The organism is Marivirga sp., from assembly GCF_024636815.1.
Taxonomy (GTDB): Bacteria; Bacteroidota; Bacteroidia; order Cytophagales; family Cyclobacteriaceae; genus Marivirga.
The window spans coordinates 1-19,972 of sequence record NZ_JAGXGF010000017.1; the positions used below are offsets into that span (position 1 = coordinate 1).

Here is a 19,972-nt window from a genome sequence, read left to right on the forward strand (position 1 = left end):
TCAGTGATAAGGAGTCTTCCTATTTCTACGATAGTTTATTTAATGAAATAGAATGGGAACATGATAAAGCCATTATTTTTGGCAAAGAGATTATCACAAAACGTAAAGTGGCTTGGTATGGGGAGAAGCCATTTTCTTATAACCTGAGTTCGATTAATAATCATCATAAATACATGCTGAATTTTCCATAGACGGCATGAAAAAGTCATGTTTTTTCATTATATTAAGTTGTTGATTACCAATAACATAACTACTAAAACATGACTCTTACAGACGTTAAAATTACTGAAATTTTCTATCTTATCGATGAATTTACAGCAGAATATAAAAAATCGGTCAAAAATCATACTTTGGGTAAAAAACCAAAGAGAAAGCCTAGAATGAGCGATAGTGAGGTCATCACTATCATGGTTTATTTTCATTCTGGTGGGTTTAGAAATATGAAGCATTTTTATCTCCACTATGTCCAAAAACACTTGTCCCACTTATTCCCTCAGACCGTTTCTTATAATCGTTTTGTTGAATTGATGCAAAGCTCTACCATGCCTATGGTGCTTTTCCTAAAGAGCTGCTGTTTGGGTAATGGAACAGGGATTTCCTTTGTCGACTCAACCCCCATTAGAGTTTGTAAAAATAAAAGAATAAAACGCAACAGGGTTTTTAAGGATATTGCCGAGGTAGGGAAATCAACTATGGGCTATTTCTATGGTTTTAAGCTGCATTTGGTCATTAATGATCGAGGGGAATTACTGAATTTCATCATTACTAAAGGCAATGTGGACGACAGGGAGCCATTGAAAAACAAAAGCTTTATCAACAAGCTGAAAGGAAAGTTATATGCTGATAAAGGCTACATTTCTAAGGATTTGGCCAACATCCTATTTGTAGATGGAATCCATTTGATAACCAATATCAGAAATAATATGAAGAATGTGCTCATGGAGATGAGGGACAAGATTATGATTAGAAAAAGATCGATCATTGAAACGGTAAACGATGAGCTTAAAAACATATGCCAAATAGAACATTCCAGACACCGCTCATTTGAAAACTTCATAACCAACCTTGTTTCAGGCTTGATTGCTTATAGTTTCTTCCCCAAAAAACCGTCAATAAAATATGAAACCGAATTTACTGATCAAATAGCCCTATTTTAAAATCGAACTCAGGTTTTTACCCACTGCATTGGTTTTATTGACCCTTAGTATCGATCTAAAAGCCATTGCAAGTCTTGGTAAAAAAGCCATCATCATGTTTTTAGCGGGAACAACAGGAATTGTAATTGGCGGACCGCTTTCTATTTTAATTGTATCTTTTATAAATCCAGATATTGTTGGTGGAGTTGGCCCGGACGCAGTTTGGAGAGGAATGGCCACTATAGCCGGAAGTTGGATAGGTGGAGGAGCCAATCAAGCTGCTATGTTTGAAACTTTCGGAGCTAGTGAAGATTTATTTGCTACCATGATCACGGTAGATGTGATTGTAGCCAATATATGGATGGCTTTCTTGCTTTATGGTGTTGGTATTTCTAAAAAACTGGATAAAAGATTGAATGCAGATGCCTCTTCCATAGAGGAAGTAAAAAAAGGTATTGAAAAGTATCAGGCTTCCATTATGAAAATCCCTACTCTGCCTGAAGTAATGACCGTTTTAGCCATTGGATTTGGAGCTACGGGAATATCTCATTTTGGAGCAGATTTAATTGCCCCCTGGATAGGAGAAGTAGCCCCTCAGTTAGATAAGTTCAGTTTGACTTCCTCTTTCTTTTGGTTAGTGGTGATTGCCACGACTATTGGGTTAAGTTTATCATTTACCAAAGCCCGAAAACTGGAAGGTGTGGGTGCTTCCCGCTTAGGAAGTGTCATGATTTATGTTTTAGTAGCTTCCATCGGAATGTTGATGGATGTGACCGCAATTTTTGATAATCCCGGATTCTTTATGGTCGGGTTGATTTGGATGGCTGTTCATGTAATTGTATTGCTTGGAGTAGCCAAAATAATAAAAGCTCCTTATTTCTTTGTGGCAGTAGGAAGTCAGGCTAATGTTGGAGGTGCAGCTTCTGCCCCAATAGTAGCAGGGGCATTTCATCCCAGCTTAGCTCCTGTGGGAGTACTTTTAGCGGTATTGGGCTATGCGCTTGGCACTTACGCAGCCTATATTTGTGGTTTATTGATGCAGGCGGCAGCGGCTGTTTGAATGAAATTTATTGGTATTGTGTTACAGAAATAATTATATTTAATTATGGATAAGCAAGAAATAATAGTCGCATATACTTCAAAAGGCGTCCCATTAACTCCATCACAATATAAAAAGGAAATTGATGAAGCGATTGCCGAGATTAAAAATGGACAATTTGTTTCGCAAAAAGAAATGAACAAGAAAGTTTGAAACATTATTTAACTCAACTCATGAGTCTGTCAAAATATAAAATACAGGAACTTAAAGATTACTTTGTAAGCAAACCTGTCTACAGTGCTTCAATTTTTGGTTCATTTAGTAGAGGAGAGGAGAATGAAGAGAGCGATGTGGATATCTTGCTGGATTTAGATTATTCAAAGCCAATAGGCCTTCAGTTTATTCAAATGAAAATTGATTTGGAAAAAATCTTAAACCGAAAGGTGGATTTATTGTCTAAAAACGGACTTGATAAAGAGCTACAAAAAGAAATTGAGAAGGACAAAACTTTGATTTATGAAAGAGGAAGTCAAAGATAAAAGTAGATTAAAACATATTATTCAGGCTTTAAATGAGATTGAATTCTACACGAAAGGAATTGAAAAGCAAGAGTTCTTAGATAATTCTATGATGAGATTTGCTTGTATCAAACAACTTGAAATCATAGGGGAGGCATCAAATCATTTGTCAGATAAATTCAAAAATAAATATGCAAGAATAGAGTGGAGGCAAATCATTGGTATGCGGAATGTTTTTGTTCATGAGTATTTCTCCTTGGACAATAATGTTCTTTGGGATATTGTCAGTTTCGATATTCCAAAACTAAAAAAAGAACTTATCGAAATAATCTGATCCCATTGTTATATGCAATTACGAAAATGAATTCTAAAAAATGGATGATGATTTCTGTAATTTCTTTTTGTGTTATGATAATTGGAATTAAAGAAATGAGCGATAATGTAAATTCATTTCAAATTATATTTTTTAGATCATTAATAGGACTACTCACTATTCTTATATTTTTTAAAAGTAAATTATCAAAACCAACGTATTCCATTATAAATGAACATTTATTTAGGAATATTTTTCATATAATAGGTCAATACGGCTATATAGTAGGGATTGTTTATTTGTCATTGGCTGAAGTAACCGCTATTGAATTTTCTGTACCCATATGGATATTGATAATTGCTTCTGTCTTTTTAAAAGAAGAATTGACAAAATCAAAAATAGTGAGTATCATATTAGGTTTTATTGGTGTACTTATAATAATTAGACCTGGATTTGGTGTAATAAATACTAACTCAATTATTGTATTATTATCTGCCATTAGTTATGCAATTGCTCATGCTTCAACTAAAAAATTGACTAAAAAATATAAGCCTTTAGACATTGTTTTCATTATGTGTCTAATTCAAATTCCTATTTCATTTGGTCTTACTATAACAGAGATTAATCTGCCGAGTATAAGAGACTTTTCATTTTTACTTATTGTTGGAATATCAGCAATTGCTGCTCACTTTACAATGGCTAAAGCTATGACGGATGATGATATTAGTTCTATTATATCAATTGATTATTTTAGACTTCCTATCTTAATATTGTTAGGTATATTACTTTATAAAGAAAACTTCAATGCAGCCTACTTAACTGGTGGGACCTTGATATTTATTGGAAATTGGATTAATAAAAAAAGTACATAATAGCAACTAAACGCAAGCAGGGATTTTGTACTTTGTAGGAAGTGCAGTGCTAAAAATCCCTGGCTGAGTTTAGCTTCGAACCCTTAGTGGCTAAAAGGAATATGATAAAACGATAGCAGAGATTGAAAGTGGAAGATTTATTATGAAAAAACGGATGAAAAAAGGATTGCTTAAAATTTCAAATTATTAAAAAGTAATGGAACAGGAACCCACACCTATAATTGAGCTATTAATCTTAACTCTTTTTTTAGGGTCAATTACATTTGTAATGGGAGCAGTTTATCAAGGATATGTTTTATTCATAAACAAAAACAAGATATTAAAAAGCGTTATAATTATTGTTCTTACAAGGATTATAACTATAATCAGTTCATTCTTTATTTGGTCATTTTGGATTTTGCCAATAGATATAATGTTTTTGTTTGTTTATTTGCCAGCTTTATTACCAGAATTGATTTTTAGTCCAATAATTTTGAAAATATTTGGGAATGATTTGTGGAAAAAGGGTAAATAAAAGTCTTAAAATAGTTTTTACCGGTAGAGCGCACACTGGCAGGTGCACTTATTTTAATCCGGCTTGCTTCAAGATAGCGTTTAATGTGCCTTTAGGTATGTCTTTGTTGTGAAGGGTTACTATTGTTCTTTTTCCGTTAGGATGCTTATATAACTGATGGCTGCCTTTGATTCTTTGGAGTATAAAACCATTTTTTTTCTAATAACTTTATTAACTCTTTAACTTTCATTTTAAGCGACAGTTAATGATAGCTCTAAGCTATTATTGTCATCTGGAACATTTTCACCAGAGGAAATTAAATCTTCAATATATAATTCAATAGCTTCTTTAGCCATTTCTTTAGCCTCTTGAATATCTTTTCCCCATGTAATGCAACCTGCTAGGGCTGGAACTATTGCTGTGTACCCACCATCTGGATCGGGGTTTAATACTATTCTGTAAGTTCTTTGCATATTTATTTCTTTTACTGCTTAACAAAAAAAGATTTAAAATAATTTATAAACAAGTATTTGCTGTTTTAAACAGTATCTCTAAGTAGATAATATGAATTTTATTATGGTGGATTGTAATAGAATTAACCCGACCACTTCCGAGGAACTCGGAAAAGCGGAAGGGAAGTCCTCACTTTATTAAAACCGAATTTTAAAAGCCTTGAAATTCCACTTTGCGAAACCTTTGCGTCATTGCGACTTTGCGAGACATTTTCAGCGTCAAAGACGCCCGCAGACAAGTTTTATTATATAACCGAAAGACAAAATAAAGCCCCTATAAACAATCTTTTCTAATTTTTACCCACTCAAATTTGGAATTGTAGAAAAGCTGTCTCTATCTTTGAGGCATCATATCGGTTTCGACCGATTTATATCGAAGAGGTGAGAGAACAGGCTCGTTGACCCTCTGGCAACCGTCAAACAATTTGGAAAGGTGCCAATTCCTGCCCAACAAAGGGAAATATAAAACGGTAAAACAATGAATACACAGAAAAATTACATCTCGCACAATCTCCAAATTGATTTACATAATCAATCATTGGAATGCATGTCTATTTCTAAAATCACTAATCAAATTGGCATTTGCTGTTGTAATAACTGCTGTTGTTGATTTCCATTTAAGCTTTTTGGGTATTCTATAAATTTTGCGCAGGATTAAAACCCTAAACAATTTCTGATTGCCTTTTAAAAAGCTAATCCAACTACATTTTTGTCAAACTTTGTCCTTTTACAGGAAAATTATAATCAATTATTATGTCGCAACATTTCGAAACCCAGGCTATCCGTACGCAAGCTGCCCAAAGTGGCAACAGAGAACACGCTGTGCCGCTTTACCTTACTTCTTCTTTTACTTTTGAAAATGCAGAGCAAGCAAAGGCTTTGTTCAATGATGAAGAAGAAGGCAATATTTATTCCCGTTTTTCAAATCCGAATAGTTCGGAATTAATTGATAAAATGGCTCGATTAGAGGGGTTGGAAGACGGTTTTGCCACGGCCACTGGTATGGCGGCCATGTTTGGAAGTATGGCGGCACTCTTGCAACAAGGCGATCATATTTTGGCTGCAAGGTCGTTGTTTGGCTCAACCCATCAATTATTGACTCAAATTTTTCCAAAATGGGGTATTTCCCATACTTATGCGGATATAAGCAGAACGCATGAATGGGAAAGCCTTATAAAACCGGAAACCAAAATGATTTTTGTGGAAACACCTTCCTATCCTGGACTGGAAATCATTGATCTGGAATGGCTGGGGAAATTGGCGGAAGCTCACAATTTGATTTTGGTGGTGGACAATTGCTTCGCCACCCCTTATTTACAACAGCCCGCCAAATGGGGAGCTCATATTGTTTCGCATAGCGCCACCAAATTTATTGACGGACAAGGCAGGGTTTTGGGTGGCTTGATCTTGGGCTCTAAAGAATTGATTAAAGATGTACGCTTTTTCAGTCGCCATACCGGGCCAGCGATTTCACCTTTTAATGCTTGGGTGCTTTCCAAAAGCCTGGAAACTTTGGCAGTTCGCATGGACAGACATTGCGAAAGTGCCTTAAAAATAGCGGAATACATGGAAGGTCATGCAGAATTGGAAAGCGTGAAATATCCATTTTTGAAATCGCATCCTCAGTTTGAATTAGCCAAAAAGCAGATGCTTTTAGGAGGTGGTATCCTCACTTTTATAGTGAAAGGAGGAGGCGAGAGATGCAGTAAATTTGTGAATAATCTGAAAATGCTTTCGGTTACGTCCAACTTAGGGGATACACGCACAATTGTGACGCATCCTGCCTCGACTACGCATAGCAAATTAAGTGAGGAGGAAAGGCATAGAGTGGGAATTGCAGATGGCTTAATCCGATTATCGGTCGGTCTGGAGAATGTGAATGATATAATTGAAGATATTGAACAAGCACTAAAAGCTTCAAAATAATGAAAATAAGCAAAGAAAATAAGATTTGTTTTATGATGTGTTGCAAGGCTCCTCCTGATGCTGCATGATATCGCTATACCCAAATTATAGTGCCTCTTGCAGAATCCAACATTCCGCAAGAGGCATTTTTTTTACTCAAAAAATTAAAACCATGACACAATTAACAGAAAATTTAGAATTAACTAGACCAGCAAAAAAAGACATAGCTGAGCTTAAAAATAAGATTGAACTCTTCCGTTCTGGACAAATTGATGAAGAGAAATTTAAAGCCTACAGATTAACAAGAGGCGTTTACGGACAAAGGCAAAAGGGCGTACAGATGTTCCGATTAAAAATTCCTGCAGGCAGAATTACAACCGAGCAATTAAGAAGGGTTGCGGAACTGTCCAATCAATATGCAACGGGAAATTTGCATCTGACCACAAGGCAAAATATTCAATTTCATTATGTGAAGCTGGATGACTCCCCAGCCATCTGGTCAGCACTGGAAGCTTCCGGCTTAACCGCTAGGGAAGCCTGTGGAAATACGCTTCGTAATATCACGGCAAGCCATAAGGCAGGGATAGACCCTCATGAGCCTTTTGATGTAGCTCCTTATCTAGACGCTGTTTTTAGATTTTTTCTTCGAAATCCGATTTGCCAGGAGATGGGAAGGAAAATCAAGATTGCTTTTTCCTCCAGTGAGAAGGACACGGCTTTTGCTTTCATACATGATTTTGGATTTATTCCTGTTTTGAGAAAAACTGGAACAGAAGAAGAAAAAGGATTTCGGGTTTTAGTTGGTGGCGGATTAGGTGCTCAAACCATTTTGGCTCAGGAGTTCTTTGAATTTCTACCTGAAAACAGGCTGATCACTTTCCTGGAAGCTGCGCTAAGAGTTTTTGACCGTTTTGGCGAGCGTGAGAAAAGGATGAAGGCCAGATTGAAATTTTTAATCAAGAAAATCGGCTTGGATGAATTCAGAAGATTGGTGGAGGAAGAAGAAAAAGTATTGCATCCCAAGCCATTGGATTTGCAGCCCATTACTTTAGATCATGCGAAGCCCCAAAAAATCTATTCAAGCTATGATGTGAAAGATCAATGGGCATACCAGCAATGGCTGGATTCCAATGTTTTTGAGCAAAAGCAGGAAGGCTATTTTGGGGTTTTGGTAAAAGCTCCATTAGGCGATATAGATCATATAACAGCCAAAAAATTAGCCGATATCATTGATGAGTTTGTAGGCGGTGATTTGGTCATCAGTGTGTATCAGGGATTGGTGATTCGTTTTGTCCGAAAAAAGGCCTTGCCGGTTTTATTCGAAAAATTAGGGGAGCTGGGCTTAAACCAATCCGGTGCGGAAAGCTTTGCCGATATCACCGCTTGCCCTGGAACGGATACTTGTAATCTGGGCGTGACCAATAGTACTGCATTGGCGGATATTTTGGAAAAATTTCTGTTACAGGAATTCCCGCATCTGGCACATAGTAAACTGATTAATACCAAGATCAGCGGATGCATGAATGCTTGTGGTCAGCATATGATAGCCGGCATTGGGCTTCATGGAAGTTCAATCAAAAATAAAGGAAAAGTAGTGCCTGCTATGCAAGTAGTTTTAGGAGGTGGATTACGAGCAGACGGAACAGGCTTGGCAGCTGAAAAAGTGATAAAACTGCCTACTAAAAGAATTCCTGAAGCTTTCAGGGTTTTGCTGAACGATTATGAAGCTAATGCCAATGGAGCATTTTACCCTGATTATTTCAGAACGAAAGGGAAAAAGTACTTCTATGATTTACTTAAGCATTTGGGAGACTTGACCGACATCAAGGATGGGGATTATATCGATTGGAACCGAGATCAGGAATTTACCCCTGAAATTGGCTTAGGTGAATGTGCCGGTGCAAGCTTTGACTTGGTAAGTACCATTTTCAAAGAAGCAGAGGAAAAACTAAATGAGGCTTTTGAACAGGTACAAGAATCACAGCTAGAGCATGCTTTATACAATAGTTATAATGTATTGGTCACCACTGCCAAGGCACTTTTGCTGACGGAAGATATTCAGTGTAATACTCAAGCATCCATCATAGAAGATTTTGATACGCATTTTGTGGATACAGAAAAATTTAAGTTGGAGAGCTCATTTGCTGAATTGGTTTACCAGATAAAATCACAAAAACCAACTGAGGAATTTGTGCAGCACTATCTGAAATCTGCACATCAATTTTTGGAAGAAGCCAAGAGTTTGAGAGGAATAGAATCAACGGAAAAGAAAGTCATTAATCATTTTTATAAAGCATAATCATGGAAAAGAAATTAAGTCTAGTAGGAGCAGGTCCGGGAGATCCGGATCTGATCAGCGTGAAAGGTATAAAAACTTTAGCGCAAGCGGATGTGGTATTATATGATGCCTTGGTGCATCCCGAATTATTAAATTACGCCCCATCAAGAGCATTGAAAACTTATGTAGGAAAGCGTGCCGGCAAGCACAGCTATAAGCAGGAAGAAATCAATGATTTGATTATTGAAAATGTATTCAGTCACGGTCATGTGGTGCGCTTGAAAGGAGGGGACCCTTTTATTTTCGCAAGGGGAAAAGAGGAAATTGATTATGCAGAAAGCTTTGGGATTTCTACTCAAGTTGTACCGGGTATCTCCAGCATCAATTTAGCCGGAATGTATGGGGTGCCTTTGACTACTCGGGGCGTGAACGAAAGTTTTTGGGTGGTGACGGCAACCACAAAAAGCGGTGATTTATCAAAAGATGTGGCCAAAGTAGCAGAAACATCTGCTACAGCCATTTTTTTGATGGGATTACGAAAAGCTGCTGCGATTAGTAAAGCCTATGAATTGCAAGACAAGGCGGATCTTTCTGCAGTGATCGTGTCAAATGGTTCGCTAGAGAATGCTAAAGTATATCGCACAACGGTAGGGCAATTAGCCAATACTATTAATGAGCAAAAGGTTGCTTCTCCCGGGATAATATTAGTAGGGGAGTCGGTAGCCCAGCAAAATGATTTTGCCACCATAAAAAGCATACAGCAGCATGTCGGACAGATCTGAAGAAAACCATTTATTCCCTGTTTTTTTGAAGCTGGACAAAATTCAAACGCTGGTTGTAGGCGGGGGATACGTGGGCTGGGAAAAACTGGGTGCTTTATTGAAAAATGATGAGGAAGCCAAAGTGAAAATCGTGGCTCCCAAAATCAGGGAAGAGGTCAGAGAGATTGTGGCCAGCCATCCTGCAATTGAACTGCTGGAAAAGGAATATGAAAGTTATGATTTACAAGGCATCAATTTGGTGATAGGCGCCACTAATTTTTATGAAGTGAACGAGCAAATTTACCATGATGCCAAAGAGAAAGGCATATTGGTCAATGTGGCGGACACACCTGAGCTCTGTGATTTTTACCTAGGGAGCACGGTGAAAAAAGGCAATCTGAAAATAGGGATTTCCACTAATGGGAAATCTCCGACTTTTGCTAAAAGACTAAGGGCGATTTTGGAAGAGGTTTTGCCTGAAAAGACCGATAACGTTTTGCAAAATCTGTCCGATATCCGAAAAGGCTTAAAAGGGGATTTTGAAAAGAAACTGGAGGTGCTCAATGATATCACCGCCTCATTTGTACATGATAAAAAGGAAAATTGATATGAACAGTATCAAGGGATTATCGCAATCGGATTTTGAAAACTATAGTATAGAAGAGCGGGTGCGCTGGGTCTTTGATAATTTTGCAGAGGATGAGATTCTGATGACTTCTTCCTTTGGGAGTTCATCCGCCCTGCTTTTGCATTTGATTCATAAAATTAGCCCCAATCACCCCATTTATTTTTTGGATACGGGCTATCATTTTGAAGAGACTAAAGCTTATAAAGACCAACTTCAAGCGCAATTGCACTTGAATGTAAAAACCATAGGCGCTCCGGAAAATAAGCACCGTTTTACGGAGGAAAATTATACCTATCAGAATAATCAGGATTTATGCTGCTTTATCAATAAGGTGGAGCCTTTGGCAGCATTGCGCGAATCACATAAAATTTGGCTGTCAGGTTTGTTCAAATACCAAAATGAAAACCGCAAGCAACTGACTTTTTTTGATCAAAAGGCTGATATTCTAAAATTATATCCATTGTTGGATATGACGCCTGAAGAGGTGCATACTTATTTTTTCATACACGAACTGCCAAGTCATGAATTAGTGGACAAAGGCTATAGCTCCATTGGTTGTACGCATTGTACCATAAAAGGAAGCGGAAGGGAAGGGCGATGGGCTGGCAATGCTAAAGTGGAATGTGGGATTCACCTATAAAGTTATATGAACTACGGCTTTTCCAAAGTTTAGAACTTTGGAAAAGTTTAAAAGCCTAATTCCAACTCCTCTCTATACACACTATCCTTTACACCATTTTTATTCCAGTAATCTAACATTATTCGCTTTTTTAGTGTGGCAGTTGTGGTCATCATTTCACCGCTTTCAGGATAGCTTTCTTCCCACTTTTCAATTTGGTAAGGGTGTTGATTTTGGTAAAAAATTGATACTTGACGTTCTAATAGAGGGATTTCAATTCTCAACTCATTTAAGCTGTCATTTTCTATTTTACTAATTTCAGCTGTATAGGCTTTCGATTCTTTATGTTTTAATCTTAAATATTGAGTGGAGAGAAGAATTTTTACTTCTCCAATGGGGATTTGTGTTGGGTCTAATCTCAATAATGTCCATAACTCATCTTCCAACCATATTTTCTCCAAATTAATATCTTCATCACCTTCGCTTTCAAAATAAGATCGGCTTAATAGTTTGTAGCCATTTCCTTTGTTATTGAGTTGCATGAAAACATGGCCACACCATTCCTGCACTGAAGTGGTTATTTTTCTGCTATGTAGATCTTTTTCAGGATAGACAGGTGAAAAGATGGAAGTCATCATGGAATAGGGATAAATGCCTGTGTTGAATTTTTTAGTGAAATTAAGTTTTAATACTTTTTCTGCATCATCTCCTGCTTCTTTTGGGTTATCGAGTTTCACTTGTTTACTTTTTGAAAAATCCTCAGTCACAAAGATTAGCACAGCCTCACCTTCCCGTTTTTCGCCATATCGAACTTGTTTTAATTCATAGGAAGTCAATTCTGCTTCCCCTTGATACCAATAGTCGCCAAATTGTTCATTCAAGGACAGATTAACTTTTTCTTGTGGTACATTATCTGTTTTTTGACCGCAGGCCTGAAAGAAAACAAATAAAAAGGATAGTAGTAAGATATTTTTCATGGTTAATGTATTTAAGCAATTACTTATCAATAACGGATAGCAGCTTTTTGTGTTAGTGTATAATGCTTTTAATGTAATTGAAGCGACTAAACATCTCTTCTTTATACCAGTTCTCTTTTTTTACTTTTCCAATAATTTCTTTATGAATATCTGCGTAAGCGTACTCTTTCATAGCTTGCTCATTTTTCCAGATACTGAAAGTAGCTTGTTCAATTAAAGGCCATTCGCCTATGCCTTTGGTGTAAATTAACCCCTTGGCATTTTCAATGGCTTTACTGGCTTTAGGGACAAATTGCCAAAAGCGAGGTAGTTTATGGATATTGATTCTTGCACGTGTAATTACGGCTATTTTTCCTCCGGCATAATCAGCTTTTTCAGGAAAAGGATTCTTTCCGTTCCAACTTCCGTGAGCTCCCAGAGCTTCTAGGTAATGGGTTTCTATTTCTTCTGATTTATTTTTTAATTCTTTAAAACTGTCGGAGTTCAAAAAGAAATTTTCAGCTCTCTCCTGATTGTCCCATTTCATTAGTAATGCATAGGTGGAGAAATCAGGCCATAAGCTAAAACCAAATCCGCTTCCGGTACCCAGTAGTTTAATAAAATTGCATCCCTGAGTTTTAGCTAATCGAGGAGGGAGCAATTGCATTTGTTTAAATGCCCAGTATTTATTTTCAGAATAGTGAATTAGAGATAAGGTAACCATAATTTTTAGTCTACGGATATAAACCTGAAAAGGGATTGAGGGTTTTATTTATTTGAATTAATTGGATATGATTATAAATCATAAGGTTTTTAGGTAATTTTTTCTGTGAATTTAGTCAAATTTCAACACTTTTGGTGAGAGGTTTTGCTTCGAAATAACATCGCGTTCAGAAAATAAAAACTAAAAAAACAGGTATAAAAGCCATTTATTAATTAACAATAAGAGAAAAATCAACTCGTTAATTTTTGATAAAGACTATAAACGGAATTTTAAAAATGCCATGACGCAACATTAACGTGATGAAAGAGCTAAAACTTTTACTTATTACTTTGATTACTATATTTTCATTTTCTTCTTTTGCTCAAGAAGAAAAGGGGTTTGAGTACAGGAATAATATGCAATTTGAGCTTGGCGGTCATGGTTTAGTTTATTCAATTAATTATGAGAGGATTCTTATTAATAATGGTTCATTTAAAACCGCTGCCCAATTGGGAATCTCTTACTATCCCCCATTTATTGGTTTTAGAGATGTATGGATGCCGATAGGAATTAATGAAATTATCTCTTTTAATAACCATCACTTCAAAGCAGGTTTAGGTGTTATCGTCATTCGGGAAGCTGCACGTCATCCAGATAATACTGCTGCTGATTGGAATTGGGATGGCTTTTTGTCAGGCAGAATTGGATATAGATATCAAAAGCCTGATGGTAGATTTGTGTTTAGATTAGGATTTACTCCAATTGTAGAGACAAATCTATTTAGTAAATATAAATATAATACAAAGCTGTTTTCAGATTTCCATCCTTCACCCGCTGTGTCGATTGGGTACGGGTTTTAAAAATTGAAGACATTTCTAAAAATTCAGGGTATAAAAAAAGCCCGAAGCATGTCCGGGCTTATTTATCAAATTTTATAGTGCAGCATATAAGCATGAATGTTATATGGGGCACTGTGTCACAAATGTATCAAAAATATTTGATACTTGTATTCTTTAAACAAATTTATACCCTATTTTAGTTTCAATTATATGTTTTAATTTATCATTGCTGGCATTTTCTTTTAGCAATTCGGTAATGTATTGTTTCAATTCATTTTTTCGTGAAGTCGAAATAGAATCCAACATAAAATATAATAATTTAAAAACTCCGTTGAGTGAATGTCTATCATTATCTGATAAATTCAATTTCGGAATCTTTGGAATACCTTTAGGAGTTTTAAAATCATAGAGCTGACCACCGTGAGCACAAATATTTCTAAGTGTTAAGAGCGTTTTTATGTAATCTTTGAAGATTTGTACGTTTTTGACACCATATTGATTGCTTATGGATTCTTGGCATTTTTTATTCTTTAATACTCTGAAAATGGCTAAAATAGAACCAAATGGAAGGAATTCTAATGTTTTCCATGCAGGAGCAAATCTATCATTTATATGTTTTTCATGGTGTTTTTTAATAGCTTTATTTTGATTGATGAACTGCTCTGTATAATAATTATTTTTTAAGTTATAGATAAAACTATTTTGCATGATATGAGAGTCTGCAAACCAAGTAGGGGATTGTTTATAATAATTTGACACTATGTAAATGACCTGAGTTCTAAAGTGAATTTCAAATCTATTCAGGTACTTTAAAAGTAGATGCCTCAAATCCACATCTAAATAATATAGTGAGACCACATCAGAGAATTTAGTATTTTCTTCAAATTCATGTGCCTTATTCTTCTCAAAAGGATGCCAGTAAAATCCTAGCCTATAGTAGCCAATATCCATTAGTATTTCTTTGACCTTCTCCTTGCTGAGGTCGAGAATCATACCTCTTGCTTCTAATAATAGTATTTGCTCATCTATAGTTGTGGCCAATTTACCCATTACAATAATTATCTGGTTGTGATCTCTGCTGAACTTGAACTAAAGTATAAAGTGAATTTAGCCTCTTTTTAACTAAGACCAAGTGTGTAACAGCTAATTTTTATGTTACACCCGCTTCACACTCTACAGTCGTGAGAAAACGTGTAAAGTGCGTGTAGCTTAAACACGGATCAAACACCCTATTTCTCTCCCCTCCGTAAGACTTATTTCTTAAAGTTTTTGAATTAATTACACCAAGTAATCATTTCTATAATCGTTAGGGTAAATAATTTTATAATTCCTTAGATTAAGACTCCCCTTTTTATAAAAGCATATTTGAATTGTGGGTATAACATCGAATACAGCTTTTCGATTTTCCTCAAATATTAAATTTAAGCCAAATTTTGAGTGAAAGTGTTTTGATTTCAAGCCATATACCCTAGTAGCTGAATATGGGAAACTTTTAGTTTTTTGAAGAAACTCAATAATTCTTTTAACAGTTGTATTTTTAGTTGCTAGTCCTTCTTTTTCCAAATATTGAAATGTTTCTCGTATTTGCATAAGATGATTCGTATTTCCTACTAAATCGAAACATTCATTGTCATTGAAATCGCATTCCGCTTTACAAATAATATATCCGTTTAGATATCCTCTTGCTTCTCCCCACCAATGAGCATTTTCAATAAAACTATCCCAAAAATAGTAGCCTTCACCTAACCATGAATTATCCCAGTTACATCTGTAAGGGCCGTCTGATTCTAGCTTATCTAAATCTGTATCTCTGTCCTCTAAAGTTTGATATACAATTTTCTTCTCCAAGCCAGATTTTATTTTTTTGATGTGTTCTTTCTTAAAGTGTTTTCTAAAGAGCTTAGATTTAATGTAGGTAAAATAATACCTGGTCCATTAGCTTGCGTAGTGACAATACTGACATAGGCTCTTAGGTAGGGAAAAAGTATAGCTATGCTATTTCTGTAAAAAAAATCAGGAATCTCCTCAAAAGAACTGACATTTTCAAATGAAAAAGTACCCACACAATTAACTTGTACAAAGGGATTCTCATTTTCATTGAATGCATTTACAGTGAATTGAAGTTCGAATTCTTTATTTTCATCAAAATACATTCCACTGGTCTGAAAATCTAACTTTATATCCTTACTCCTGTAATTTGAAAGGTCTATGCTAACTTTATCAAATTGATACTTTGAAATCGAAAAGGCTGCTTTTTCCATTTTTAAATATTTTAGTATGCCAAGTTAAAAAAAAACCCGGAATTAAATTCCGGGTTTAGTATTTCGTTAGTTGAAAAGTTGTAACCTTCATCAGGTTCTAAAATTGTCCCTTTTATATTTTTGAGTTCATCAAGATATTCTGCGACAGTAGGTCCAACATCATCTGCTGATTTTGTTGAATTCCAATCTCTTAAAATTTCTTCTCTTGAATTACTATTGAAATACTCTTTTATGTTTTCAAGTAAATTGCTCATAGTAGTTTAGTTTATATCTTAAAAACGCAAAACTTATTGTCTTGTTATAATTATTGCATTTTTTCGGACTGCAAAGGTAATGGATATAGTTTAATTTCAGAAATTTCTTAACTAATTGTAAAATAAATCTATAAATACAAATCCTCAATTCCAACAGAAATCTATTGTTTTATATTTTTATACTAAAAGCTATCTTTATTTGCTTTTAATCTATCAGTTCCCTCAATCTCTCCCCTAAAGCTACAATATGATCATTTTTCCAGCCACTACTGCCGCTTAATTGATTGCAGATAGCATAGACTTGATTCTCTTTACTTGAAAAAGCTATTCTTCTTTCCTTATCCTTGCCATACTTGCCAATGGTATCTAATTCAAAAATGGTACCTTCAAATATTTCAGATACTATTCTTTGCGCTTTTTCACCATCATCTGGATTACCAATAGCAAAAACTACTGCTTTAAATTTTTTGAAGAAGGGATTTTGTAATAGTTTTTTTCTTTCATCTGTTAAATAAATACCTGAATTATTTGCTGCTGGAGTTACATTGAGTTCTGTTATAAATGCTTTATCAAATAAAGTTTCGCCAAGGTTTTTATCCCAATCCTTTTTTATATTCTCATGACAAGAATTGATTCCATAAAAAGCATCTGCTAAGATGGAATACTTAGACCATGTATGATTTCCCTTCAGTTTTTTATCGTGATACTTTCTTGGGTTTCTTGGGTCAAAAAGAATTTCATCTGTATCAGGATTTTGCGCAAGCTTAGACCACTGAAAAGTATTATTAATGCTTTCATAAAGCATTAATTCAGGATTATTAAACGCATTAAAGGCTTTTTCCTGACCAACTATAAGTAAATCAGCTTCTGGATTGCCAAAACCTATGTAATAAGGATTTGCAACCTTATTAAAATCTTTAATTTCCTTTAGTTTTACTTCAATATTTTCCCAAGCTTCTAACCTTTCTTGCTCTGTTTTGAGGGTAAAGAAGTTCTCAGGAAAAAAATGGTAACCACCTTCTTTTTTTAAATACTGAATATATTTATTATCCTCTTCAAATTCTTTGATAAGGTTTTTTAAAAATGAAGCCATAAACTACAATGTCAAAATTTGAGTGTTAATTAGAAAGTATCCTTTCTATCCTTGTACAGTCTAACAAAAGCCTTTAATAAACTTTTATCTTCTTGATTTTCAGAAATATCATTTGATAAGTTTTCCTTGATTTCAGGTATTTCCTTTAATTTATTTAGTGTTTCTATATTGTAAATATTGAAAAGCCAATCGGTATAAAATAAATCATAATAAAAGTGCTCTGGGTCTAACAACCATTTATAATAATCACCCAATTCCCTGATTTTATCAAATTCTTCTAGTCGAGTGTCGACACCATATTTGATAACAAGATGGATTAATTGTAGAAAATAGAAATTTCTGTTATTTCCAATACCAAAAAGTTTATCTCCCAAGGGATCAGAATTGGATACGCTCCTCGATATTAATTTATCAATAATTTGCATATCGAATGGAACAATTCCAGCTACCACAGCTTGATAATGTAATTCGGAATCACTACCGCTTGTAATTCTATTTTGAATATGTTTTTCTATTTCGGGTTTAAATTTTTCTGCGATTTGCCATAAATCAATAATAACAACACTCTCATGTGTACGATTACACAATTCGCATTTGCCAAACAAAATAGATTTTATTTGATTAAAGTCTTTCTTAGTAATACTTAAATCTTTAGGGTTCTTGCTAAATAGTTTAAATGATTGCCAAAGAATTTCTCTATCATGTAATTCACCCCTTGATAAAATAAGTTCAAAAAGTTTCTGAGTATTAATTTTATTAAGGTCTCCACCTTTTTTACCGATAATATGTGCAAGATGTTTTATTGTTTGTTTTTGCAGAATATTCTCACCGCCCATGCACTCTAATATGACTTTAAATTGTTTATTAAGGTCCTTTTTATCTAGTTCCAGATAAGCTAGCAGAATCAATGCATTTGAATAAAACTTATTCAGTTTAGATCTAAAAAAATAGGTTTTATCTTCATTTATTAATATTTCATTAAGCTCTGCTTGTTGTTCAAACAAATTACAATAGAGTTCTTCTAGTTTCGCATGAGGGCTCTCTTTGTTTTCTACAAAGGCGATTCTTTTTACATTATATCTTTTTAATAATTTTAATATACTGTCAGTTTCAGCATTCTTTATGAGAACTTGTAGGATATAATTGTTTATTCCTGAAATACCACTATTTTCAACACCAATTGCTAAAGAGCAAATTAGGCATTCTATAAAGTCATTTTTAATTTGAGTGTCTTCAGAAAACTGATCAAAAATAATACTATTGCGGAATATAAATTGGTCGTATCTAATAAATTGGTTGTAGGCTAATTGAATGGTAGAGTTATTTGTCCGTCCACCATTTTTCACTAATTCATAAGATGAAATTAGCTTAGATTTTAAATGATTTAATTGGTGCTGTGAAGAGTATAAAAAACTATCTGAAATCAACCATTTAACAGTTTCATCCTCAACAAAATTACTACACTTAGAATAATCATTGATAAAGTCAAAATCAACATTTTCTTCTTCTTGAAAGTTAAAAAAGAACAGCTTACTCAACTTAGAGCGATTATATTTGGCTATATTAATATATAAAGTATTTTTAGGCTCTCCTGATTTCTTGATTAGGAGGTTAGTTATTTGAAATGATTCTTTAAGTTTTCCTAACTGAAATAGGTTATAAGCTTTAAATAAAATTTCGTCTAAATTATTTTCCTTTAAATTCTCTAATTTTGAAAAAGCCCCCTTAAAATCGAATGTATTTATGGAGTTGCTTATCGAATCCCCTGTAGTAGAAGATTGAGGTAGTTCTATCGGGTTGTCGAAACCCCTTTGTGATATGTAGTAAATAGAATTTTTTGTAAGGCTATCTATTATTCCTTTGACTTCTCCTTTAGTCAAATCATTGTTCTTTTTATCTTCATTGTAAGATTTAACTAACTCAGCAATGGTCTTAGTTAATCTCTCATTTTTAGTTGAGATTGTGAAATTTTCATAATACCCGAAGTCATCGCCTTCATTTAAAAAAACTTCATTATTAATCAATATATGTTGTGGAATGTAGTTTAAATTCTTGAAAGTGGATTCGAAAAAATTCAGAAGATTTTTTTCGAACGTTAAATTTTTATTGAGCTTAAATGAGTCTTCATCTAACTTAACAGGTATTGAATTTTCTGGTATAAATTCAGAGTATTTTTCTTTTAACTTTTTTAAGCCCAGTCCTGTTTTATGATGGTATTCGAGCGAAACATTTTTATAATCATTTACAATGTCGGGATGTATTTCATAAACATTAGGTGGTTCGTCACTAAAATCATTATGATTGTCAGATATGAATACTATTTTTTCTTGCTTATCCTTAAAATACTCTAATGTTGAGAAGACAATAAAAGAGTCCTTTAAACTGTCTTTCTTGTTGTGGAAGGGTGCTTTTCGGTGATAAAGATGATCTGCAGAGATTGATTTGGCTTTTTCAGATATTTCTAAATATAGGGCGTCTTCGTTTAATAGTTGATCAAGCATATTAATTTGATCATCTAGCCAACTAAAGTCCGGTACTATTTCTGGAATGTTAAGGTTATAAAGTTTTTGGATATCTCTAGTACCTTTTAGTTTGCCATTTATAGATTGAGGAATTTTTTCCTTTTGGCTCTTTTTGCAATTATTCCATTCTTTTTGGAGGATACTATTGTTTACAAGTTTGATCTTTTCATTTTTTACTAAATCAAATAAGAACTCAATATCTGAGTTCTTCATTTTCTTCTCGTTAAAGAGGTTTGTAAGTGAACAAGTATCCAATAAAACATATTCCAT

The 19,972-nt window shown here is 34.5% G+C and carries 21 protein-coding genes, 2 pseudogenes and 1 riboswitch; of the genes and pseudogenes, 13 read left to right on the forward strand and 10 right to left on the reverse strand.

The annotated features are described in order from the left end of the window. From Q0L29_RS01360 to Q0L29_RS01390, 7 genes and pseudogenes are all read left to right on the forward strand, one after another. A pseudogene (locus tag Q0L29_RS01360) lies at positions 1 to 191 on the forward strand (hypothetical protein); the annotation flags it as partial. Between the two features lie 69 nt (positions 192 to 260). Further along, a complete protein-coding gene (locus Q0L29_RS01365; RefSeq protein ID WP_296618468.1) occupies positions 261 to 1,157 on the forward strand; it encodes an IS982 family transposase in 897 nt (298 codons plus the stop codon). Positions 1,158 to 1,173: 16 nt separating this feature from the next. After that, positions 1,174 to 2,196, forward strand: a pseudogene (locus Q0L29_RS01370) (DUF819 domain-containing protein); the annotation flags it as partial. 45 nt (positions 2,197 to 2,241) lie between these two features. Beyond that, a complete protein-coding gene (locus Q0L29_RS01375; RefSeq protein WP_296618469.1) occupies positions 2,242 to 2,388 on the forward strand; it encodes a hypothetical protein in 147 nt (48 codons plus the stop codon). 20 nt (positions 2,389 to 2,408) lie between these two features. Beyond that, positions 2,409 to 2,714 (forward strand): nucleotidyltransferase domain-containing protein, encoded by a 306-nt coding sequence (locus Q0L29_RS01380; RefSeq protein WP_296618470.1) that lies wholly within the window; start codon positions 2,409 to 2,411, stop codon positions 2,712 to 2,714. After that, positions 2,692 to 3,027 (forward strand): DUF86 domain-containing protein, encoded by a 336-nt coding sequence (locus Q0L29_RS01385; RefSeq protein WP_296618471.1) that lies wholly within the window; start codon positions 2,692 to 2,694, stop codon positions 3,025 to 3,027. Before Q0L29_RS01380 ends, Q0L29_RS01385 begins: the two co-directional genes overlap by 23 nt. Before the next feature lie 26 nt (positions 3,028 to 3,053). Continuing rightward, on the forward strand, positions 3,054 to 3,878 hold the full coding sequence (locus tag Q0L29_RS01390; protein ID WP_296618472.1) for a DMT family transporter: 825 nt from the start codon (positions 3,054 to 3,056) through the stop codon (positions 3,876 to 3,878). A 562-nt stretch (positions 3,879 to 4,440) separates the two neighbouring features. On the opposite strand, the gene Q0L29_RS01395 is transcribed toward Q0L29_RS01390, so the two are convergent. Together Q0L29_RS01395 and Q0L29_RS01400 are read right to left on the reverse strand one after the other, a co-directional pair. Beyond that, on the reverse strand, positions 4,441 to 4,575 hold the full coding sequence (locus Q0L29_RS01395; protein ID WP_367275738.1) for a type II toxin-antitoxin system HicA family toxin: 135 nt from the start codon (positions 4,573 to 4,575) through the stop codon (positions 4,441 to 4,443). Between the two features lie 47 nt (positions 4,576 to 4,622). Beyond that, a complete protein-coding gene (locus Q0L29_RS01400) occupies positions 4,623 to 4,844 on the reverse strand; it encodes a type II toxin-antitoxin system HicB family antitoxin (RefSeq protein ID WP_296618473.1) in 222 nt (73 codons plus the stop codon). Positions 4,845 to 5,248: 404 nt separating this feature from the next. Continuing rightward, positions 5,249 to 5,352: riboswitch (SAM riboswitch) on the forward strand. Between the two features lie 284 nt (positions 5,353 to 5,636). Between Q0L29_RS01400 and Q0L29_RS01405 the strand changes: the two genes are divergently transcribed. From Q0L29_RS01405 to Q0L29_RS01425, 5 genes are all read left to right on the forward strand, one after another. Beyond that, on the forward strand, positions 5,637 to 6,809 hold the full coding sequence (locus Q0L29_RS01405; RefSeq protein WP_296618474.1) for an aminotransferase class I/II-fold pyridoxal phosphate-dependent enzyme: 1,173 nt from the start codon (positions 5,637 to 5,639) through the stop codon (positions 6,807 to 6,809). 151 nt (positions 6,810 to 6,960) lie between these two features. Continuing rightward, the gene (locus tag Q0L29_RS01410) at positions 6,961 to 9,087 is read left to right on the forward strand and encodes a nitrite reductase (protein ID WP_296618475.1); all 2,127 of its coding nucleotides are present in this window, start codon (positions 6,961 to 6,963) and stop codon (positions 9,085 to 9,087) included. Positions 9,088 to 9,089: 2 nt separating this feature from the next. Next, on the forward strand, positions 9,090 to 9,848 hold the full coding sequence (cobA, locus tag Q0L29_RS01415) for a uroporphyrinogen-III C-methyltransferase (protein ID WP_296618476.1): 759 nt from the start codon (positions 9,090 to 9,092) through the stop codon (positions 9,846 to 9,848). Next, on the forward strand, positions 9,832 to 10,434 hold the full coding sequence (locus Q0L29_RS01420) for a bifunctional precorrin-2 dehydrogenase/sirohydrochlorin ferrochelatase (RefSeq protein ID WP_296618477.1): 603 nt from the start codon (positions 9,832 to 9,834) through the stop codon (positions 10,432 to 10,434). Before cobA ends, Q0L29_RS01420 begins: the two co-directional genes overlap by 17 nt. 1 nt (position 10,435) lies before the next feature. After that, entirely contained in the window at positions 10,436 to 11,095 is a 660-nt protein-coding gene (locus Q0L29_RS01425; protein ID WP_296618478.1) for a phosphoadenylyl-sulfate reductase, read from the forward strand. 47 nt (positions 11,096 to 11,142) lie between these two features. On the opposite strand, the gene Q0L29_RS01430 is transcribed toward Q0L29_RS01425, so the two are convergent. Both Q0L29_RS01430 and Q0L29_RS01435 read right to left on the reverse strand, forming a co-directional pair. Further along, positions 11,143 to 12,051, reverse strand: a complete 909-nt coding sequence (locus Q0L29_RS01430; protein ID WP_296618479.1) for a hypothetical protein — start codon at positions 12,049 to 12,051, stop codon at positions 11,143 to 11,145. A gap of 52 nt (positions 12,052 to 12,103) precedes the next feature. Further along, the gene (locus Q0L29_RS01435; RefSeq protein ID WP_296618480.1) at positions 12,104 to 12,754 is read right to left on the reverse strand and encodes a spheroidene monooxygenase; all 651 of its coding nucleotides are present in this window, start codon (positions 12,752 to 12,754) and stop codon (positions 12,104 to 12,106) included. 299 nt (positions 12,755 to 13,053) lie between these two features. Between Q0L29_RS01435 and Q0L29_RS01440 the strand changes: the two genes are divergently transcribed. After that, positions 13,054 to 13,593 carry a hypothetical protein gene (locus tag Q0L29_RS01440; protein WP_296618481.1) on the forward strand — a complete coding sequence of 180 codons (540 nt, stop codon included), beginning with the start codon at positions 13,054 to 13,056 and terminating at the stop codon, positions 13,591 to 13,593. Between the two features lie 153 nt (positions 13,594 to 13,746). On the opposite strand, the gene Q0L29_RS01445 is transcribed toward Q0L29_RS01440, so the two are convergent. The 6 genes from Q0L29_RS01445 to Q0L29_RS01470 all read right to left on the reverse strand — a co-directional run bounded on the left by Q0L29_RS01445 (position 13,747) and on the right by Q0L29_RS01470 (position 19,972). Then, positions 13,747 to 14,622, reverse strand: coding sequence for an Abi family protein (locus tag Q0L29_RS01445; RefSeq protein ID WP_296618482.1), 876 nt, complete (start codon positions 14,620 to 14,622; stop codon positions 13,747 to 13,749). Between the two features lie 228 nt (positions 14,623 to 14,850). Continuing rightward, positions 14,851 to 15,420 (reverse strand): hypothetical protein, encoded by a 570-nt coding sequence (locus tag Q0L29_RS01450; protein WP_296618483.1) that lies wholly within the window; start codon positions 15,418 to 15,420, stop codon positions 14,851 to 14,853. A gap of 8 nt (positions 15,421 to 15,428) precedes the next feature. Continuing rightward, complete coding sequence (locus tag Q0L29_RS01455) at positions 15,429 to 15,833, reverse strand: protein-export chaperone SecB (RefSeq protein ID WP_296618484.1); 405 nt, start codon at positions 15,831 to 15,833, stop codon at positions 15,429 to 15,431. An 11-nt stretch (positions 15,834 to 15,844) separates the two neighbouring features. Further along, positions 15,845 to 16,087, reverse strand: a complete 243-nt coding sequence (locus Q0L29_RS01460; RefSeq protein ID WP_296618485.1) for a hypothetical protein — start codon at positions 16,085 to 16,087, stop codon at positions 15,845 to 15,847. A 205-nt stretch (positions 16,088 to 16,292) separates the two neighbouring features. Further along, positions 16,293 to 17,180: a hypothetical protein gene (locus tag Q0L29_RS01465; RefSeq protein ID WP_296618486.1), complete on the reverse strand. Its 888-nt coding sequence runs from the start codon at positions 17,178 to 17,180 to the stop codon at positions 16,293 to 16,295. A gap of 29 nt (positions 17,181 to 17,209) precedes the next feature. Further along, on the reverse strand, positions 17,210 to 19,972 hold the full coding sequence (locus Q0L29_RS01470) for a PIN domain-containing protein (RefSeq protein ID WP_296618487.1): 2,763 nt from the start codon (positions 19,970 to 19,972) through the stop codon (positions 17,210 to 17,212).

Coding starts and splice junctions, on each gene's coding strand:
- Q0L29_RS01365 (WP_296618468.1), top strand. CDS start 261: ATGACTCTTACAGACGTTAAAATTACTGAAATTTTCTATCTTATCGAT.
- Q0L29_RS01375 (WP_296618469.1), top strand. CDS start 2,242: ATGGATAAGCAAGAAATAATAGTCGCATATACTTCAAAAGGCGTCCCA.
- Q0L29_RS01380 (WP_296618470.1), top strand. CDS start 2,409: ATGAGTCTGTCAAAATATAAAATACAGGAACTTAAAGATTACTTTGTA.
- Q0L29_RS01385 (WP_296618471.1), top strand. CDS start 2,692: ATGAAAGAGGAAGTCAAAGATAAAAGTAGATTAAAACATATTATTCAG.
- Q0L29_RS01390 (WP_296618472.1), top strand. CDS start 3,054: ATGAATTCTAAAAAATGGATGATGATTTCTGTAATTTCTTTTTGTGTT.
- Q0L29_RS01400 (WP_296618473.1), bottom strand. CDS start 4,844: ATGCAAAGAACTTACAGAATAGTATTAAACCCCGATCCAGATGGTGGG.
- Q0L29_RS01405 (WP_296618474.1), top strand. CDS start 5,637: ATGTCGCAACATTTCGAAACCCAGGCTATCCGTACGCAAGCTGCCCAA.
- Q0L29_RS01410 (WP_296618475.1), top strand. CDS start 6,961: ATGACACAATTAACAGAAAATTTAGAATTAACTAGACCAGCAAAAAAA.
- cobA (WP_296618476.1), top strand. CDS start 9,090: ATGGAAAAGAAATTAAGTCTAGTAGGAGCAGGTCCGGGAGATCCGGAT.
- Q0L29_RS01420 (WP_296618477.1), top strand. CDS start 9,832: ATGTCGGACAGATCTGAAGAAAACCATTTATTCCCTGTTTTTTTGAAG.
- Q0L29_RS01425 (WP_296618478.1), top strand. CDS start 10,436: ATGAACAGTATCAAGGGATTATCGCAATCGGATTTTGAAAACTATAGT.
- Q0L29_RS01430 (WP_296618479.1), bottom strand. CDS start 12,051: ATGAAAAATATCTTACTACTATCCTTTTTATTTGTTTTCTTTCAGGCC.
- Q0L29_RS01435 (WP_296618480.1), bottom strand. CDS start 12,754: ATGGTTACCTTATCTCTAATTCACTATTCTGAAAATAAATACTGGGCA.
- Q0L29_RS01440 (WP_296618481.1), top strand. CDS start 13,054: ATGAAAGAGCTAAAACTTTTACTTATTACTTTGATTACTATATTTTCA.
- Q0L29_RS01445 (WP_296618482.1), bottom strand. CDS start 14,622: ATGGGTAAATTGGCCACAACTATAGATGAGCAAATACTATTATTAGAA.
- Q0L29_RS01455 (WP_296618484.1), bottom strand. CDS start 15,833: ATGGAAAAAGCAGCCTTTTCGATTTCAAAGTATCAATTTGATAAAGTT.
- Q0L29_RS01460 (WP_296618485.1), bottom strand. CDS start 16,087: ATGAGCAATTTACTTGAAAACATAAAAGAGTATTTCAATAGTAATTCA.
- Q0L29_RS01465 (WP_296618486.1), bottom strand. CDS start 17,180: ATGGCTTCATTTTTAAAAAACCTTATCAAAGAATTTGAAGAGGATAAT.
- Q0L29_RS01470 (WP_296618487.1), bottom strand. CDS start 19,972: ATGGAATATGTTTTATTGGATACTTGTTCACTTACAAACCTCTTTAAC.